Genomic DNA, 18,156 nt, shown 5'->3' on the forward strand with positions numbered 1-18,156 from the left:
GTCTCGATCATTGCCACCTACACTGATTCGAAACGTCACTGAAAAGGCTTCAGCATCAAGGATCCAGCCATGCAGATACTGGAAGAGCAAAAAGTACCTGCGCCGTCGAGTACGCCGGCGGCACAAGGCATGGGCTGGCGCGGCCAGTTCAACCTGCTGCGCTGGTTTTCCCTGGGCAGTTTTTTCATCATCGCCGCCGTGGCGCTGGGCTTGGGCTACATTTCCACGCGTTTTGTGGTCGAGGAGAGCATCGAGCGTGACTCGATGCTGACCGCGCAATTCATTCAGGCGATCGGCGATGCTGAAATTCGTCACGCGGGCATCACCCTGACAAGAACCATGGGTGAAATGCTTGATCCTCGCCAGGACAATAACTATCCCGACGTCGATCCTGGATCCCGTGCAGCGGCCCGCATCGAGTTTCTCGATCATGTCGAACATCTGCCGGATTCCCTGTTGGCGGTGGTGTACGCCCTGGATCGCACCGTGGTCTGGTCGACCAACCCGCAAATGATCGGCATGCGTGTCGAAGGTGACGAGGAACTGGACGAGTCCTTCGAAATGAAGGAGCCGGTATCCACCAGTTATCACCAGATCGACGACGAGCGACCCGAGCAGATGCTGCTGCGCGAGCCCAAGTATCTGTTCATCGAGAACTACATCCCGATGTTCAACGCCGACAAGAGCAAAGTGATTGCGATGGTCGAGATCTACAAGGAGCCGGCGGACCTGGTGGACCGTATCCAGCGTGGCTTCAAGGCCATCTGGCTGGCGACCGGGCTCGGCGGCGCGGCCATCTTCCTCGGGCTGTTCTGGATCGTGCGGCGCGCGGCCACGCTGCTGGAAAGCCAACAGAAACAACTGGTCGCCAACGAAACGTTTGTGGCCCTGGGGGAAATGTCTTCGGCCGTGGCCCACAGCTTGCGCAATCCGCTGGCGAACATCCGCTCCAGTGCCGAACTGGCGCAGGAAATCGCCAGCCAGAGCGCGCAGAAAAATATCGGCGACATCATCAATCAGGTCGATCGCATGTCGCGCTGGGTTCGCGAGCTGCTGGTGTCGTTGCGACCGATGAATGACGAGTACGAAAGGGTGGACCTGATGCTGGCCATCGACGACACCCTGAGTGCCTTCGAAGCGCTGATCAACCGCTCTCATGTCGAAGTTCGTTTCACTCCCAATGCCTGCCCGCCGGTCGTCAGCCAACAAGTGCTGTTGACGCAAATTCTCAACAGCTTGTTCGCCAACGCGCTGGAAGCCATGCCTAAGGGCGGACTGCTGGGCATCGAGATTGAATCGACGTCGCCCGGTCACGTGCGCATGACCCTGAGCGATACCGGCAAGGGCATGACCAAACAGCAGCAGCAAATGGTCTTCAAGCCGTTTTTCACCACAAAGCAAGGCGGGTTGGGCGTCGGCCTGGCGTTGGTGAAACGAATAATGGAACGCTACGAGGGCTCGGTCGAACTGACCAGTCAGGAGCAGGAAGGAACCCGCGTTAGTCTCAACTTTAAAGTGGCAACGGGAGGGGAATATGGAGCACAGCATTCTGCTGGTCGAGGATGACGAACTCCTCGCCGAGAACATCCAGACCTACCTGGAGCGCAAGGACTTCGAGGTGACGGTCTGCCACTCGGCTGAAGCGGCGCTGGAGCAACTGCGCACGGTCGCCCCGGACGTGGTGCTGACCGACAACTCGCTGCCGGGCATGAGCGGTCACGAGCTGATCCAGAAGCTGCGCATCAGCGCGCCGGACCTGAAAGTGATCATGATGACCGGCTACGGCAATGTCGAAGACGCCGTGGTGGCGATGAAAGAGGGCGCGTTCCATTACGTCACCAAACCGGTGGCGCTGCCGGAGCTCAGGCTGTTGCTGGACAAGGCCATGGCCACCGACCGGATGGAACGCACGCTGTCGTTCTATCAGGAACGTGAAGCGCAGAAGTCGGGGGTGCAGGCCTTGATCGGCGAATCGGCTCCCATGCTCTATCTCAAAGGCACCATTGCGCAACTGCTCGACGCCGAGCGCCGGATGGCCAACACCGATCTGCCGCCCGTGCTGGTAGAAGGCGAGACCGGCACCGGCAAGGAACTGGTGGCCCGCGCGCTGCATTTTGACGGTCCGCGTGCCAAGGGGCCGTTCATTGAATTCAACTGCGCATCGATTCCTTCCAACCTGGTGGAGTCGGAATTGTTCGGCCACGAAAAGGGCGCGTTCACCGATGCCAAGGACCGTCGCGTCGGCCTGGTGGAAGCGGCCGATGGCGGCACGCTGTTTCTTGATGAAGTGGGTGAAATGGACCTGCTGCTGCAAGCCAAACTGCTGAAGCTTCTGGAGGACCGGACCATTCGCCGGGTCGGTTCGGTGAAGGAGCGCAAGGTCGATTTGCGGGTGATCAGCGCCACCAACTGCAACCTTGAGCAAATGGTCCAGCAGGGCAAGTTCCGCCGTGACCTGTTCTTCCGCCTGCGCATCATCTCGATCAAGGTGCCGCGCCTGTTCGCCCGTGGCGAAGACATCCTGCTGCTGGCCCGGCACTTCCTGGGGATCCACGGCAAGCGCTATGGCAAACCGAACCTACATTTCAGCGATCAGGCCGAAGAGTTGCTGCTCGGCTACACCTGGCCGGGCAACGTGCGCGAGTTGCGCAACATGCTCGAACAAACCGTGCTGCTGGCCCAGACCGACACCATCGCCCCTCACCAGTTGAATGTCTGCCTGAGCCTGATGGACGAACCGCTGGCGATGCCGGAGGCACCACACCACAGCGAGCCACGACCGGCCTACAACGGCAACGAATCGATGAACCTGCCGGAAGTGGAACGCGACATGGTGCGCAAGATGCTAGACAAGACCGACTGGAACGTCACCAAGTCCGCTCGGCTGCTGGGCCTGAGCCGCGACATGCTGCGCTACCGGATCGAAAAACTCGGCCTCGCGCGCCCGGACAAGCGTCAGTGGTAAACGGGCGTCGCCTGGCCCTGGCGGCTGAGACAGGCCAGCAGGCAGGTGGGATCGATGACTTCTTCGTTCACGTAGACGCCGCGTTCGGCGTCGTAGGAGCGGATGAACACCCGTACGGTGGCGTCCGCGACCGTCGGCAACCGTGAGTCGGAGAACTCATGCTGGCTGGCGATCGGGATGAAATCCGGAGGGGGTGTCGGGATGTACGAGCGCGGTGGCACGGTGCTCAGGGTCGGCGGAACGGGGTGGGCGAACGGTTGGTTTTCCCCGTAATAGTTGAACTCGCTGCTGTACGCGGACGTGGGTGTCAGGCTGTCTTGCGCGTGAGCACCGGTGGCGGCGGTCAGGCAGAGGGCGAATATCAGCGGCAGATCGGTGTGTTTCATGGCTGCACCTGCGAAATCGGTTTTCCCGCAATTTCCCCAAGGTCATTAACTATAGCTGCCAGACGTGGGCGATGCCTGGCTTACAACATTCCAACAAACGCCACATGGGTTTTTCAAAAACACTGATCTAGACTCGGGTCGGTCTGATAACCCCCGAGTTCTGGAGTGTGCAATGGAAATGCCGACAAAAGAAAACGCCATCGCCAGCAACCGCGATGCCTGGAATGACTCCGCCCGACACCACAAAAACGCTCCTGAATGGCAGTCCCTGTTGAAGGCCGTCACTCAACGGGATTTTTCCTGCATCGACGACACCTTGCGCGGTGTGCTGGAACAGGTCGGCGTCGACGGCAAGGATGTGGTGCAACTGGGCTGCAACAACGGCCGCGAAAGTCTTTCCCTGTTTGCGTTGGGTGCCCGCAGTGTCGTGGGTGTTGACCAGTCCGAGGCCTTTCTCGATCAGGCGCGGGAGCTGGCGTCCCGCTCGCCGCACGCACCTGAATTCATCGAGGCTGACATCCATCATCTGCCAAGCGAACTGCATGACCGGTTCGATGTGGCGCTGATTACCATCGGCGTCTTGAACTGGATGCCGGACATCGGCGAATTCTTCCGCCATGTCGCCCGCACCCTCAAGCCCGGTGGCGCGCTGGTGATCTACGAAACCCATCCGTTCCTGGAGATGTTCGACCCTGAAGCCGCCGACCCGTATGGCTTGGCCAGTTCATACTTTCGCAGCGAGCCGTTTGTGCAAGACCAGCCGATCGTCTACGAAGGCAAGGTCGAGCAGCAGGCGGCGACGTCCTACTGGTTTGTCCACACGCTGGGCGCGATCTTCACCGGTGCTATCGAGGCGGGGTTGCAGATCAGCCATTTCAAGGAATATCCGCATTCCAATCGTGAGGAGCTTTATGACCGCTATCAGAAGCGCACGGCGCAATTGCCGTTGTGTTTTTCGTGGGTGGGGGTGAAGTACTGAGGTCAAATCAAAAACACCGCAGTACCTGTGGGAGCGTGGCTTGCCCGCGAATAGGCCGGCCCATTCACTGCAGCTGTAAAGGTCTCCTCCACCGCGCTCAATCCAACCTGATCGCGCTCCCTAGAGCGTGTCGTTGGCGGAAAAGGACCGAAAACCGCAACGGACAAAACCCGCCCCGGCCCGCTATCCTTTGCCCCACGCTCCTCAATCAGGTTCAACCATGCTTCAGGTCCAAGGCGTCTTCAAAAGCTACGCCACTCCGCAAGGTCCGCTGCCGGTGTTGCAAGGTGTCGACCTGACGCTCAAAGCCGGCAGCAGCCTGGCGTTGATGGGCGAGTCGGGCAGCGGCAAGAGCACCTTGCTGCACCTGATCGCCGGGCTGGACAAGGTCGATCGCGGCAGCATCCGCAGTGGCGTGCATCAGCTGGATCAGATGAATGAAGGGCAGCTGGCGAACTGGCGGCGGACCGAAATCGGTCTGGTGTTCCAGCAGTTCAACCTGATCGGCAGTTTGCGCGTGGAGGACAATCTGGCGTTTCAGGCGCGGCTGGCCGGGCGGCACGACCCGCGTTGGCAGGCGCATCTGGTGCAGCGTCTGGGGTTGGGGGATTTGCTGCGGCGTTATCCGGAGCAGTTGTCCGGCGGTCAACAGCAGCGGGTCGCACTGGGGCGGGCGCTGGCCTCGCAACCCAAACTGCTGCTGGCCGACGAGCCCACCGGCAGCCTCGATGAAGCCACCAGCGATGAAGTGTTGAAGTTGTTGCTGGAGCTGCTCGACGACAGTCCCACGACGTTGTTGATGGTCACTCACAGCCCGAGAGTGGCGGCGCGACTGGCGCAGAAAGTGGTGTTGCACCGTGGTCGCCTGGCTGGCGCGGACGAGCGCTGAAGTGCGGGTTTTTCGCGAAACGATGCGCGCGCTGCTCAGCCATTGGCGACAGCACCCGGTGCAGTTTTTCAGTGTGCTGACCGGGCTTTGGCTGGCCACTAGCCTGTTGACCGGCGTGCAGGCGCTGAACAGTCAGGCGCGGGAAAGTTATGCGCGGGCCAGTCAATTGATCGGCGGCGAACCCCAGGCCAGCCTCAGTGCCCCGAGTGGTGGGACGTTTCCACAGGCATTGTTTATCGAGCTGCGCCGTGCGGGCTGGCCGGTGTCGCCGGTGTTGCAAGGACGAGTCACGCTCAAGGGCCATGAAGATCAACGCTTGCAGTTGATGGGCATCGAGCCGGTGTCGTTGCCGGCCGGTTCGGCGGTGGCCGGGCGGGCGATGGAGATCGAGCAAATTGTCAGGTTCTTCAGCCCGCCGGGCAGTACCTGGATATCGCCGCAGACGTTGCAGGCGTTGGGGCTGCGCGAAGGTGAGCGTCCTTCCAGTTTGAACGGTGTGGCGTTGCCGCCACTGCAAATGCAAGCCGACATGGCCCCCGGTCTGTTGCTGGTGGACATTGGTTTCGCCCAGCAGATTCTGGGGCTGCCGGATCAACTGTCGCGGCTGCTGTTGCCCAAGGATTTCACCGCGACTTCGCCTGATCAATTCAAAGGCCAGCTCCAACTAAAAACCAGCGGCGAAGAGAACAACCTCTCGCGCCTGACCGAAAGCTTTCACCTGAACCTCGATGCCTTGGGTTTTCTCTCCTTTGTCGTTGGCCTGTTCATTGTTCACGCCGCGATCGGGCTGGCACTGGAGCAACGTCGGGGCCTGCTGCGAACCCTGCGCGCCTGTGGGGTCAGTGCTCGAATGCTGATCGTTTGCCTTGCCGTTGAGCTGGGTGGTCTGGCGCTGGTCGGCGGCATCGCAGGCGTCGCCAGCGGCTACCTGCTGGCCAGTGTGTTGCTGCCAGACGTCGCCGCCAGTCTGCGCGGGTTGTACGGCGCTGAAGTGGCGGGGCAGTTGAGCCTCAGCCCTGGGTGGTGGCTCAGCGGGGTTGGCCTGAGCCTGCTGGGTGCGATGCTGGCCGGTGCCAACAGCCTGTTGCGGGCGGCACGTTTGCCGTTGCTGGCCCTGGCCGATCCGCAGGCCTGGCATCAGGCCCATGCGCGCTGGTTGCGGCGTCAGGGCTGGGTGGCAGCGATTGCGGGCGTGATCGCACTGCTGGCGTTGATCGTTGGCGACAGCCTGGCCAGTGGATTCCTGCTGATGGCCGTGCTGCTGATCGGCGCGGCGCTGGCGCTGCCGGTGGTGCTCGATACGGTGCTGAACCTGGTGCTGCAGCGCAGCCGCTCGGTGCTCGGTCAATGGTTTCTCGCCGATTGCCGTCAGCAATTGCCGGCCCTGAGCCTGGCCTTGATGGCGCTGTTGTTGGCGCTGGCGGCGAACATTGGCGCCGGCAGCATGACCGCCGGTTTTCGCCAGACCTTCAGCGACTGGCTCGAACAACGGCTGACCGCCGAGCTGTACGTGAACCCGCAAAATCCGGCCCAGGCCAGAGAATTGCAGAGCTGGCTCAAACAGCAACCCTCACTCAGCGCGGTGCTGCCCAACTGGCAGGTGTCGATCCAGTTGCAGGGCTGGCCGGCGGACGTTTTTGGCGTGATCGACCACCCGACGTATCGCCAGCACTGGCCGTTGCTGGAAGCCTTGGGCGACAATCCATGGGACCGATTGGCCAAGGACGACGCGTTGATGCTCAGCGAGCAACTGGCCCGGCGCCTGAAGGTGCATCTCGGCGACCACCTCACGCTGCCCACGCCGAACGGCCCGTGGTCGCCGCGAATCGTCGGGATCTACGCCGATTACGGCAATCCCAAGGGCCACCTCCTGGTCAACGTCGACCACCTGCTGCGCGGCTGGCCGCAACTGACGCCGAACCGCTTCAACCTGCGCATCGAGCCGCCGCTGATCCCGGCCTTTCTGAAGACATTGCAAACACGTTTCGCCCTGGACGACAGCCGCATCGTCGATCAGGCCCGGCTCAAAGGCTGGTCCACCCAAGTGTTCGAGCGCACCTTCGCCGCTACCGCCGCGCTGAACAGCCTGACCCTTGGTGTCGCGGGCGTGGCGCTGTTCATCAGCCTGCTGACCCAGAGCCAGAGCCGACTCGGGCAACTTGCGCCACTGTGGGCGTTGGGCGTTACCCGCCGACAGTTGATGCTGCTCAACCTCGGACAAACCTGGTTGCTGGCGGTGCTGACGCTGGTGCTGGCGTTGCCGCTGGGCATCGCGCTGGCGTGGTGCCTGGACACGGTGATCAACGTTCAGGCGTTCGGCTGGCGCCTGCCGTTGCGGGTGTTTCCGCTGCAACTGGCGCAGTTGATGGGGTTGGCGGTGCTGGCGACCTTGCTGGCGTCGGCGTGGCCGCTGTACTCGCTGTATCGCTCGCAACCGGCGGACCTGCTGAGGACGTTTGCTCATGAGGATTAAGCTCGGCTTGCTGGTGCTGGCACTTTTTTTGAGTGGTTGCGATGACTCGACGCCGGTCGAAAAAGGCTTCGCTGGCCTCGGTGGTGAAGCGGCCGCGTTTACCCCGGTCGTGCCTGGTCGGGTGTTCAGCTTTCCGGCGGATCACGGACCTCACGATGGTTTTCGCATCGAGTGGTGGTACATCACCGCCAATCTCAAGGACGATCAAGGTCACGAGTTTGGTGTGCAATGGACGCTGTTTCGCAGTGCCTTGAAAGCCACACCCGAAGTGGCAGGTTGGGCTAACCAGACGATCTGGCTGGGCCATGCGGCCGTGACCTCGGCGACGGTGCATCATGCGGCTGAACGCTATGCCCGTGGCGGCGTCGGCCAGGCCGGGGTGAGCGTGCAGCCGTTCAATGCGTGGATCGACGATTGGCGTTTCAGCAGTCAGGGCGCCGATACGCTGGCGGATCTTCAACTCAGCGCCCGTGACAAGCTTTTCAGCTACCAACTGCGGCTCACGTCCACGCGTCCGCCGGTGCTGCAAGGGGACAAGGGCTTCAGCCAGAAGTCCGAACAGGGCCAGGCGTCTTACTATTACAGTCAGCCTTTTTTTCAGGCCAGCGGTACGCTGGAGATCGACGGCAAGACCTATCAGGTCAGCGGCCCGGCGTGGCTTGATCGCGAGTGGAGCAGCCAGCCGCTGACCGCGAACCAGAGCGGTTGGGACTGGTTCTCCCTGCATTTGGACAGCGGCGAACAAGTCATGCTGTACCGCATGCGGCAGAAGAACGGCGAGCCATATCTCACCGGCACCTGGATCGACGCCCAGGGCCAGACTCAGTTGCTGCACGCCACCGACATCCGCCTCACCCCGCAAGACACCGCCACCGTCGCCGGGCGCTCAATGCCCGTGCGCTGGTCGATCACCATCCCCGCCAGACACCTCGACATCACCATTGACGCGCTCAACCCCAATGCCTGGATGGATTTGCGCATTCCGTACTGGGAAGGCCCCGTACGCCTCAGCGGCAGTCACGGAGGGCAGGGCTATCTGGAAATGACCGGCTATTAAGTCGGAACTCTCAGCAGCGCGTCGGCCTCCTAATTCATGAATGCCCGCGTTCCCAGGAGCCCGTGATGAGCGACGACCTCAAACCACCCGACCTTGCAGCATGGCAGCGCCTGTTTGAAGACAAGGCCTACTGGCAGCAATCCCCCGACGCCCATTACGCCGAGCTGCTGCGTGTGGCCGACGATTTGCTGGGGCAGGGCGCCATCGACCTCGACCAGTGGCAAGCCCTGAAGGCCAAGGCCGATCAATCCCACAAAGACTCGCCTGCCGTGAACGTCGCCCACGAGGTCGACGACCCCGACGCCTGAGGAGAACCAACGTGAACCGCCAATCGCCTGACACCTCGGAACACCCCGACGAACCGCGTCCACCCGGAGAAGTCGAGCGCGACAACGACGCCCTGCGACCCACCGATCCCACTCGCCGCAAGGACAGCGGCAAAGGCACCGAAAGCGGCGAATCCACCGCGCAAGAAACGGCGGATAATCGCTGAACAGCGTCTATGCTCAGTGGCACGGACGGCGCTGAGCTTTGGTTCAGAGTCGTCCGCTGCCATTCATTACAGGGAACGTAAGAATCTGGGCAACCTGAAGGTCGGGGATCAGGTCAAGATCGAAGTCACCCGCTCGGTGGCGGCCTATCTCGATACCGATGTCGACAAAGGACTGCCTGGCTCCATCGAGCACACCGGCGAAATCCGCGCGACAAAAGACAATCCAAACCCGGGCGGTGAAGCGTTCCGTCAGGTCCAGGTGCAGCTGAAAATCACTGCCATCGACCTGAAGAAAAACCAGGTGACTTTCGAGAATCCGGCGGGCCAGTCGAAAACCGTCAACGTCGAGAATCCTGAAGTGCAGAAAAAACTGAAGGACTTGAAAGTAGGGCAAAGCGTTGTCGTGACTTACACCGATGTATTGAAAGTGACCACCCAACACGAAAGTTGAGTATTGACTCTATAGTATCGATTGTTCCTGTATAACTTTTTTGTACAAGAATATTCGGTTTTATGGCCTAACCAGTGAGTTTTGTGGGTGTATGTAAGTCATATTTGGAATGACATTTAATCGTTGTTCGATAAATTTCATGTTATATGCGCGGACATATTCAAAGAGTTCTACTAAAATACTTTCCGTTCGCCCAGTGGCAGGGCTCTTTACCGGTGCATGGATTGCCAAGGCCATTACACTGGGCGAACACCTTCTTCAGGTGTGCTGATCCGTTGGCAGAAAAGACTGTTCCGTCAACTGGCCTGGCGCTTCTCCCGCAAGCACTGCGCCGGCCCGAAAGACTCGTTTGAGCGTTTGCCGTTCCGCTACCTCAAACACACCTCCAGGCTGATCCGCAAACTTGGTAACTCCGACCTTGCGCCGCGTCGTCATTGGTTGTTGGAGGCGAGGGTATAAAAAACGCACGATCAATGAGATCGTCCGATTTTTTTTTGGGGTTTTATTCGGGGTTTATCCTGGTTTCGAAATACGCACTAAAGCCCTTACCTTGGGTGAAGGCTTGTTCAATCCTGGCGCTTTGTATATTCAACTCAGCACTTGGCTTCACCCATTGCTCGGGTGGCAAGGGCCTGGACCAGTCTGAAACCGAGTCAGGCAGGCTTTTCATGCTGAAGCCATGATCCCACTCGGCAACCCAGTACGGGAATCGCCACCAAGTGATTGCATGCGAAAAATACCACCAGCCAACACCTGGCACCGAGCGCTCGTTGTGCCGGTACTCCTCGTGCATATCGGCCCGTTCTTGATCGAAAGTATGGCGACCCTCGTAAGGCGCCTTGCCGGGGCAGTATTGCGGCCCCTTTTCCATATAGATGCGGATCGCTTCCCACGTACCCAACCCATGGATAGGTGTCGCCACACCTCGATTCACAAAGTGGACTTTATCGGCCTTAGGGTCGTCGAAGGCCATGCCGAAGGTGTAAGTGCTCATCGTGCCTACGCCGGTTGAGCCCGTGCTGACGGAGAGCCAGGAGACCAGTTCTTCCCATGGCTGGATGACGGGTTCGTCGGAGTTGTGGGGGAAGAAACAGACTTCGCGGCGTTGGCGGTTGAAGCGGATGGGGCGGGTGCGGGATTTGGTGAGTGTGGAGCTGATCACAACATACAGTCCTAAAACTGCTGCTCCTGCTGCTCCCCAAGCACCGATGACAACGCCAGTGGAAAAAAACTCTATGAAAATGTAGATAAATGTTCGGCCGTAGGGATCTCCAATACTCATCAAACCGGCGATGGAAGGTCCTACTATCAAACTAACAATCAGCAAGAGCATTCCACTCGCGATCATAACCCTGGCTTGAAAAGCCTTATTGAAGTTGCTACTACCCACATCGAGATAAGTATCGTTGACCTCAAGAAAGCTTCCATCCAAGTCCATTGGCGTCTGCCCGGTAGGAATGGGTAAGGGTGAAAAGAACACTGCCTCGCCAGTGGCAAACCGTCGGGACTCACCAGCGACAGGACGCTGATTGTTCTGGTCCCGCCAATCACCGGGCTGTTTGATCTCTGCGCTCATAATGCCGAACTACCTGCGGACTCTTTTGCATCGGTTTTACTTAAGTTTGCGTTGAAGTACGTCATGAAATCCTGTCCTTGAGCAAAGGCTTTTTCGATCTTCGCGCTTTGTTCTTTCAAAGCTTGGCTTGGCTTCGCCCACTGCTCAGGCGGAAGAGGTTTAGACCAGTCTGCAATGGATTCCGGTAGAGACTTCATACTGAAACGATGGTCCCATTCCGCAACCCAGTACGGAAAACGCCACCAGGTGATCAGGTGCGTCAGGTACCACCAACCAACTCCTAAAGCGGAGCGTTCGTTGTGCTGGTATTCCTCGTGCATGTCTTGTCGTTCTTTATCGAAGGTGTCGCGACTCTCGTAGGGTGCTTTGCCAGGGCAGAACTCAGGTCCTTTTTCCATGTAGACACGTATGGCTTCCCATTTGCCTAGTCCATGAACAGGCGTCATGACCTCCTGTGTAAGAAAGTGCACCGTATTGGCCTTGGGATTATCTATGGCCATACCAAAGGTGAAGCTACTGATTACGCCTACTCCGGTGAATCCGGTGCTGACTGAGATCCACGCAACCGTGTCTTCCCAAGGCTGGATCACGGGCTCGTCGGAGCCGTTCGGGAAGTAACAGACCTCTCGGCGTTGACGGTTAAATCGGATGGGGCGGGTGCGGGCTTTGCTTCTTGTGGTGCTGATAATCGCGTACAGGCCAATCAGCGCCGCTCCCCCTCCACACCAGAGCGCTAGTGATAGTCCGAACTCAAAAAAATCGTTGAAGTAAAACCAAAAGCTTCTGCCAAATGGATTTATGAATGCTGCGAAGCCCATCAAGGTTGGGAGAATAAATAGACAAACGATAACTACGACTGTCGGGAGTGACACCGCTAATCGTGCTTGGAAAGACTTGGTGAGATTACTGCTGCTCAAGTCCAGATAGGTGTCGTTGACTTCAACAAAACTACCGCCGAGATCCATTGGGATTTGCCCGGTAGGAACTGGTAGAGGAGAGAGGAACAATGCTTCGCCAGTGGGAAAACGACGAGTTTCCCCTGTGACAGGGCGCTGCTGTCGAATATCGAACTCGTCGTACTGCGGAGAAGTAGGTGTCATTCAGGATTACCATAAGGTGGGTTCGGCCTAGGGCGCGCCCACGGCAGCCTCTTTATCCGTTTCGGCAAATTTTACCTTGAAGTAATCCAACAGGTTCTGCCCTTTGGAGAAAATACCCCCCAACTATCAAAATGGTCACTCCCAACGCCTTAAAGGCTAGATGGGGGGCTTGCCTGACTCCTCGGCCAATCGCTGCAGCGTCACCAAGAATGACCGCAGCTCGTGCTACCCGAACAGCTCTGAATGTCTGAACATAAATGGCCAGATTCGCCCCCCATGCTGCGCTCAAACCTGCGCTGATTCCATGCCAAAACCCGATTGGCCAGACCGCGCCTGCAAGCCACGCTTGACGCATCTGCGTTGCGTCACCCAAGCGCAGCCAAAATTCTCGCCAGCCTGGCAAATACCGAGATATTGAAAGGGCTTTGTGCGGGACTTTGTTGTGCGGGCAGGGGATGTTAATGTTCGGCATTTGTCGCATTTTATAAGGATATTTCCAGTGCTACGTCAGCTCGTACTTGCCCTGCCAGCCATGATGTTTTTAGTCGGTTGCGAGGCGGAGTCCGGCCCTTTGCCTACCAGCAAGAGTCTTGCACCAGAGAAAGTTTCCACCATCGCGGCCACCATTGCGAAGAAGTACCCTGATCTTTCCAGCGAACTGCGCGGCAAGGTGCTCAACACCGTCGTGCAGTCCATCGACAATATGGTGTTTGTCGAGGGTGGACAGTTTGATATGGGGGACTTTGGCTGGATTTGTGAGTACGACGAAAAGGATGTGTGTACCTGGCCTTGTGGGCAAGATCCTGAGCAGATGTGTAACATTAGTCCTGATGGTGATGATGATTTCGTACACCCGGTAAAGCTGAGTGGTTACTACTTATCGAAACTTCAGACTACGCTTGAGCAGTTTGATCTGTTTTTTGTCGCGAACGGAAAGCCTTTGTTTGACACTAAATATCGAAATAGAGAAGATCTAAAAGACACACTTTATAATCCAACGCTACCTGCTCCCACTCAAAGCTGGCAGGAGGCCAAAGATTACTGCCAGTGGATTGGAAAACTAAGTGGTTACCCCGTGGACCTTCCCACTGAGGCCCAGTGGGAGTATGCAGCCCGCAGTCGAGGCGATCATGTGCTGTTTCCGACCGATACTGGGAGTCTAAGTTATGGGAAAAATTTTCCAATGGTGTCTGAAACAGCCACTTTTTCTGTAAAACGTTTCACACCCAACCCTTTGGGCCTCTACGATATGTCAGGCAATGCTACTGATTGGGTCAACGATTGGTATGGCAAAGATTATTATCAGCACTCTCCATTAGAAAACCCAAAAGGACCAGACACCGGTACTAAAAGAATAAAAAGGGGATCAAATTATTCTGAGGCGCCTTTGTTTGCCGCCCCTATAGTCCGCCGTTGGGCTGAAGAACCAATTCAAGATGGTCACTATCAAGGTAACAGTTTTCGATGCGCCATTCAGTCGGATCAGCCGCTTTAGAGCAACGAAACCATGGGGGCGCCTATTGGCGTCCTGTAGTGGTCTAATGAAACCGGACACCCATTTAGGCGAGAATGCTCGCCAGATCGAGGTGTCAGATGACTAAACAACGCCGCTCCTTTACTCCTGAATTCAAGCGCGAGGCTGCCGACCTTGTGCTCAAACAAAACTACAGCTACATCGAAGCCAGCCGTTCGCTCGGCATTGGTGAGTCGGCATTGCGCCGCTGGGTTGACCAGATTCAGAAAGAACATAAAGGCGTCACCCCGCAGAGCAAGGCACTGACTCCGGAACAGCAAAAAATTCAGGAGCTGGAAGCCCGGATTGCTCGGCTTGAGCGAGAGAAATCAATACTAAAAAACCGCCTCCCCGGCGCTCCGCGGCCCATTGGATTAGAAACACTGCGTTCTACACTGATCCTACTGGACAGTGGTCGCTGGCTTTTTGGAGGCTTAGACCCCGTCAAAAAACTTGACCCAGGGGAAGCTGCGGACCCGTTAGTGGTGGCACGTTCCGTGACCCCGTTTAGGAAGGTGATTTGATCCGAGTCCCCGTTCAGTTCAACTTGACTGGAGGTGCTCATGAAAAAGCATGATCTGAAGCAGCGTGGGTTACCGGTTATTCATGATTACGCAGCCGGCATTGATATTGGCTCACGCTTTCATGTGGTGGCCGTTCCTGCAGACCTGGCCAAAGAATCCGTTCAAACTTTCCAGGCCTTCACTGCCGATCTCGAGCGCATGGCCAACTGGCTGGTAAGTCTTGGGATAACGACGGTCGCCATGGAATCAACAGGCGTTTACTGGATTCCGGTTTACGAAATACTGGAAGCGCACGGCCTTCAGGTCGTACTCGCCAATGCGCGTGATGCCCGTGCGGTGCCAGGACGCAAAACCGATGTGAATGATGCACAGTGGATTCAACGACTTCATGCATGCGGGCTGCTTCGAGCCAGCTTTCACCCAGATCGTGAGATTTCGGCTTTGCGCAGCTATTTGCGGCTGCGGGAGCGTCATCTCGATTATGCCGCGGCGCATATTCAGCACATGCAAAAAGCTCTCACGCACATGAACCTGCAATTGCATCACGTCGTGGCCGATATCACCGGCTTGTCGGGGATGCGGATAATCCGCGCCATCGTCGCAGGCGAGCGCAGCCCCTCCTCGTTAGCGGCGCTGAGTGACAAGCGCTGCAAGGCGGGCGTTGATGTGATTGAGGCATCGCTGGTCGGCAACTACCAGCCCGAGCACATTTTCGCTTTGACGCAGGCGCTGTCCATGTATGACGCTTATCAAGCGCAGCTACTGGTTTGCGACCAGCAGATTGCACAAACGCTGATTAAGCTCTCGCAGGAAAAGACACTGCCCGCTGAGCCGCTACCAAAACCACGGCATAACACTCGGCAACCCAACGCGCTGAATTTCGATGTACGTACCTTGCTCTATCAACTGGTCGGTGTTGATCTGACCCAGATCCACGGCATCGGCCCCTACCTGGCTCTTCGGCTGGTCGCCGAGTGCGGCACGGATCTGAGTCGATGGCGGACTTGCCACCATTTCACTTCCTGGCTCACTCTTGCGCCCGGCTGTCGCATCAGTGGCGGCAAAGTACTTTCGGCCCATACCCGCAAGACCAAAAATCGAGTGACCGCCCATCTGCGCTTAGCCGCTGTGACCGTCGGCAGAACGAACACGGCATTGGGTGCGTTTTATCGGCGTCTTGCGGCTCGAATCGGCAAAGCCAAGGCCGTCACAGCTACAGCCCGAAAGATCGCGATCCTGTTCTATAACGCCATGCGTTTCGGCATGAATTATCAAGACCCAGGAGCCGATCACTATGAGCAAAAATATCGCGAGCGAGTCGTCAAAGGCCTACACCGACGCGCGGCTGAGTTTGGTTTTACACTGCAACCAGTGGAGAGTGTTTCTTAGGAATGTTCGGAGTGTTCGTCGGTAATTAACAGTTCCATAGGGAGTTGATCTGTGGACTCATCAAAACTGAGAGTTGTGGTTGGTGAAGACCCATATTTTGCCTTCGCCTGTCTTACTATATCATCCAGCGTCATTTTGAATTCCCGTTAACAGCAGGGAGCGCATGAGATGCTATCTCGATAGCATAAGCAACCAACCTGCCATTCTGTACACTTGGACATCCAAAACCCATGAAAAGACAGGGGCGGCGAAAGTTCTTGGTTTTCTTCTACTTCTCAATATCAATCAATCTAGTAGTGGGACCATCTGACTGCAAACGCTCCAGCACGACCGTGGGCCACCGATTACGAGACTTACGTTTTGCAATGTTATAGGTGAAATCCTGAATCCAATGGGTAGGATAGAACATTATGTGTCCTAGAAGCATGAGCGCGTCCATACCACTGAGATAGTTTTTCCCATTTGTTGCAGTTTTTTTGTCCGCGATGGTTTTTCGCCAATGAGCAAGAAAGCTTGATGGTTTCGTGTTTAGGTTTAGTTGGCTTTTCACAAAATTATCTGATTCGCTGTAATTGCCTCGCTCGTCAAACCATGGTCCATTGTTCATATAGGCGCGTATGTATTCCCAAAATCCTTTTTGCATATCCAGGGTTTTACCTATAGGTGATCCGAGGCTAATCATTAATGAATTACCAGGGTCGCGAAAACGATTAAGCATTATTTCTAAAGATGTGTTTCCAATGCCGCCAGTATAGGGTCCGACAATTTGAAACTCGCATGCCATCGCTTGAATTCCATCCCATGGAGAATGAAACAGTTCGCCTTCTTTTTCAAAGTAGACTTCACGAGTGCGGCGATTGAATAGAACGGGTAGAGGAAGAGGTCGACAAATTTCAAATAAGAAAGGAATTACAAACATAGGAGTCGCAATGGCGAGAGACAAAGCTGCCAGCGCCCATTCACCTTCCATCGTCATCCATATTGACAGAAGCAGGCCAAGCGGAGATGCGATGCCTGCAAGCATGCCTGTCATAGCACCCCGTTCAGCATCGCCGATCATTTTCAATGTGAGATAATTTTCGGTGTGCTCATCGGTAATGAATAGCTCTAAAGGAGCCTTGCCTGTTGGCTGATCTGCACTAAGAACTGTCCGGACAGTTGCATGGTCGAGTCCACCGGACTGTTTGATATCTACGTTCATAATACCGAACTATCTGTTGACTCTTTTGCCTCGGTTTTGCTGAGGTTGGCTTTGAAGTACGTCATGAAATCTTGCCCCTGAGCAAAGGCCTTTTCGATCTTGGCGCTTTGCTCTTTCAAAGCTTGGCTTGGCTTGGCCCACTGGTCAGTCGGTAAAGATTTTGACCACTCTGCAATGGATTCAGGTAGAGATTTCATGCTGAAACGATGGTCCCATTCCGCAACCCAGTACGGAAAACGCCACCAGGTGATCAGGTGTGTCAGGTACCACCAACCAACTCCTAAAGCGGAGCGTTCGTTGTGCTGGTATTCCTCGTGCATGTCTTGTCGTTTTTTATCGAAGGTGTGGCGACCCTCGTAGGGTGCTTTGCCAGGGCAAAACTCCGGACCTTTTTCCATGTAAACACGTATGGCTTCCCACTTACCCAAGCCATGAGCAGGAGTCATTACCCCTTGTCTAACAAAGTGCACTACGTCCGTTTTGGAGTCGTCGAACGCCATACCAAAGGTATAGGCGCTTGTCACTCCCACTCCAGTAACACCTGTACTGATTGAGAGCCAAGATACTGTCTCTTCCCATGGTTGAATGACGGGGACGTCGGAACCTTCGGGGAAGAAACAGATTTCACGCCGTTGGCGGTTGAATCGAATAGGGCGGGTGCGGGACTTCGCTCTGGTAGTGCTCAAGATAACGTAAGTACCCAGGAGCGCCGCTATTCCTCCCCCCCAAATACTAAAGGTCACACCGAAATGGAACATGCCTGCCGTTCTGTCCCAAAAGGACTCGGAAAATGGATTTCCCCAAGTAGTAGATCCTGCAAGCAAAGGCAGAACAATCAGGCATGAGAAAATGAACATCATACCGAGCCCTATCATTGCCCTAGCTTGGAAAGCCTTGCCGAAATTACTACTGCCTACGTCAAGGAATGTGTCATTCACCTCAACAAAGCTTCCGCCCAAGTCCATAGGCGCGTTGCCCGTTGGTACCGGAAGCGGAGAGAGGAATAATGCTTCACCTGTGGCAAAGCGACGAGTGTCACCCGCCATGGGTCGGTGATTTCTGAGGTCAAGTTCGACCTGCTGTTCAGGTTTTGATGGCATGCAAAACTCAATCGAAAAGTTGGATAACTACATAGCGTCGCTTAATTTTTATGTCCTTTT

The 18,156-nt window shown here is 56.5% G+C and carries 15 protein-coding genes and 2 pseudogenes; 12 read left to right on the forward strand and 5 right to left on the reverse strand.

Going from position 1 to position 18,156, the window contains the following annotated elements:
- The first annotated feature begins 69 nt into the window (after positions 1-69).
- Together ACM1ZW_RS21180 and ACM1ZW_RS21185 are read left to right on the forward strand one after the other, a co-directional pair.
- Positions 70-1,566: a sensor histidine kinase gene (locus ACM1ZW_RS21180; protein ID WP_017337968.1), complete on the forward strand. Its 1,497-nt coding sequence runs from the start codon at positions 70-72 to the stop codon at positions 1,564-1,566.
- Positions 1,535-2,965, forward strand: coding sequence for a sigma-54-dependent transcriptional regulator (locus ACM1ZW_RS21185; RefSeq protein WP_416739275.1), 1,431 nt, complete (start codon positions 1,535-1,537; stop codon positions 2,963-2,965). The genes ACM1ZW_RS21180 and ACM1ZW_RS21185 overlap by 32 nt, the downstream gene beginning before the upstream one ends.
- On the opposite strand, the gene ACM1ZW_RS21190 is transcribed toward ACM1ZW_RS21185, so the two are convergent.
- A complete protein-coding gene (locus ACM1ZW_RS21190) occupies positions 2,956-3,351 on the reverse strand; it encodes a hypothetical protein (protein WP_017337970.1) in 396 nt (131 codons plus the stop codon). The genes ACM1ZW_RS21185 and ACM1ZW_RS21190 overlap by 10 nt on opposite strands.
- Before the next feature lie 172 nt (positions 3,352-3,523).
- Here ACM1ZW_RS21190 and ACM1ZW_RS21195 point away from each other — a divergent pair, with 172 nt between their 5' ends.
- The 7 genes and pseudogenes from ACM1ZW_RS21195 to ACM1ZW_RS21225 form a co-directional block, all read left to right on the forward strand.
- Positions 3,524-4,330, forward strand: a complete 807-nt coding sequence (locus tag ACM1ZW_RS21195; RefSeq protein WP_416739276.1) for a class I SAM-dependent methyltransferase — start codon at positions 3,524-3,526, stop codon at positions 4,328-4,330.
- Between the two features lie 220 nt (positions 4,331-4,550).
- On the forward strand, positions 4,551-5,219 hold the full coding sequence (locus ACM1ZW_RS21200) for an ABC transporter ATP-binding protein (protein WP_017337972.1): 669 nt from the start codon (positions 4,551-4,553) through the stop codon (positions 5,217-5,219).
- Position 5,220: 1 nt separating this feature from the next.
- Entirely contained in the window at positions 5,221-7,692 is a 2,472-nt protein-coding gene (locus ACM1ZW_RS21205) for an ABC transporter permease (protein ID WP_416740829.1), read from the forward strand.
- Entirely contained in the window at positions 7,682-8,749 is a 1,068-nt protein-coding gene (locus ACM1ZW_RS21210; protein WP_414878875.1) for a lipocalin-like domain-containing protein, read from the forward strand. Before ACM1ZW_RS21205 ends, ACM1ZW_RS21210 begins: the two co-directional genes overlap by 11 nt.
- 65 nt (positions 8,750-8,814) lie before the next feature.
- Positions 8,815-9,057, forward strand: a complete 243-nt coding sequence (locus ACM1ZW_RS21215; protein ID WP_017337975.1) for a hypothetical protein — start codon at positions 8,815-8,817, stop codon at positions 9,055-9,057.
- Positions 9,058-9,068: 11 nt separating this feature from the next.
- Positions 9,069-9,242, forward strand: a complete 174-nt coding sequence (locus ACM1ZW_RS21220) for a hypothetical protein (protein ID WP_017337976.1) — start codon at positions 9,069-9,071, stop codon at positions 9,240-9,242.
- A 79-nt stretch (positions 9,243-9,321) separates the two neighbouring features.
- Positions 9,322-9,693 (forward strand): annotated as a pseudogene (locus ACM1ZW_RS21225) (hypothetical protein); the annotation flags it as partial.
- Positions 9,694-10,195: 502 nt separating this feature from the next.
- Here the strand turns inward: ACM1ZW_RS21225 and ACM1ZW_RS21230 are convergent.
- Positions 10,196-11,269 (reverse strand): DUF6708 domain-containing protein, encoded by a 1,074-nt coding sequence (locus ACM1ZW_RS21230; protein WP_416739277.1) that lies wholly within the window; start codon positions 11,267-11,269, stop codon positions 10,196-10,198.
- Positions 11,266-12,369, reverse strand: a complete 1,104-nt coding sequence (locus tag ACM1ZW_RS21235) for a DUF6708 domain-containing protein (protein ID WP_416739278.1) — start codon at positions 12,367-12,369, stop codon at positions 11,266-11,268. Before ACM1ZW_RS21235 ends, ACM1ZW_RS21230 begins: the two co-directional genes overlap by 4 nt.
- 499 nt (positions 12,370-12,868) lie before the next feature.
- Here ACM1ZW_RS21235 and ACM1ZW_RS21240 point away from each other — a divergent pair, with 499 nt between their 5' ends.
- From ACM1ZW_RS21240 to ACM1ZW_RS21250, 3 genes and pseudogenes are all read left to right on the forward strand, one after another.
- Positions 12,869-13,864: a formylglycine-generating enzyme family protein gene (locus tag ACM1ZW_RS21240; protein ID WP_416739279.1), complete on the forward strand. Its 996-nt coding sequence runs from the start codon at positions 12,869-12,871 to the stop codon at positions 13,862-13,864.
- Between the two features lie 98 nt (positions 13,865-13,962).
- A pseudogene (locus tag ACM1ZW_RS21245) lies at positions 13,963-14,223 on the forward strand (transposase); the annotation flags it as partial.
- Positions 14,224-14,445: 222 nt separating this feature from the next.
- Positions 14,446-15,795, forward strand: coding sequence for an IS110 family transposase (locus tag ACM1ZW_RS21250; RefSeq protein ID WP_416739280.1), 1,350 nt, complete (start codon positions 14,446-14,448; stop codon positions 15,793-15,795).
- A gap of 268 nt (positions 15,796-16,063) precedes the next feature.
- Here ACM1ZW_RS21250 and ACM1ZW_RS21255 read toward each other — a convergent pair whose 3' ends face one another.
- Together ACM1ZW_RS21255 and ACM1ZW_RS21260 are read right to left on the reverse strand one after the other, a co-directional pair.
- Positions 16,064-16,996 carry a hypothetical protein gene (locus tag ACM1ZW_RS21255; protein ID WP_416739281.1) on the reverse strand — a complete coding sequence of 311 codons (933 nt, stop codon included), beginning with the start codon at positions 16,994-16,996 and terminating at the stop codon, positions 16,064-16,066.
- The gene (locus tag ACM1ZW_RS21260; protein ID WP_416739282.1) at positions 16,993-18,096 is read right to left on the reverse strand and encodes a DUF6708 domain-containing protein; all 1,104 of its coding nucleotides are present in this window, start codon (positions 18,094-18,096) and stop codon (positions 16,993-16,995) included. Before ACM1ZW_RS21260 ends, ACM1ZW_RS21255 begins: the two co-directional genes overlap by 4 nt.
- Positions 18,097-18,156 lie beyond the last annotated feature (60 nt).

It is taken from the genome of Pseudomonas sp. NFX71 (genome assembly GCF_048079215.1).
GTDB lineage: Bacteria > Pseudomonadota > Gammaproteobacteria > Pseudomonadales > Pseudomonadaceae > Aquipseudomonas > Aquipseudomonas fluorescens_B.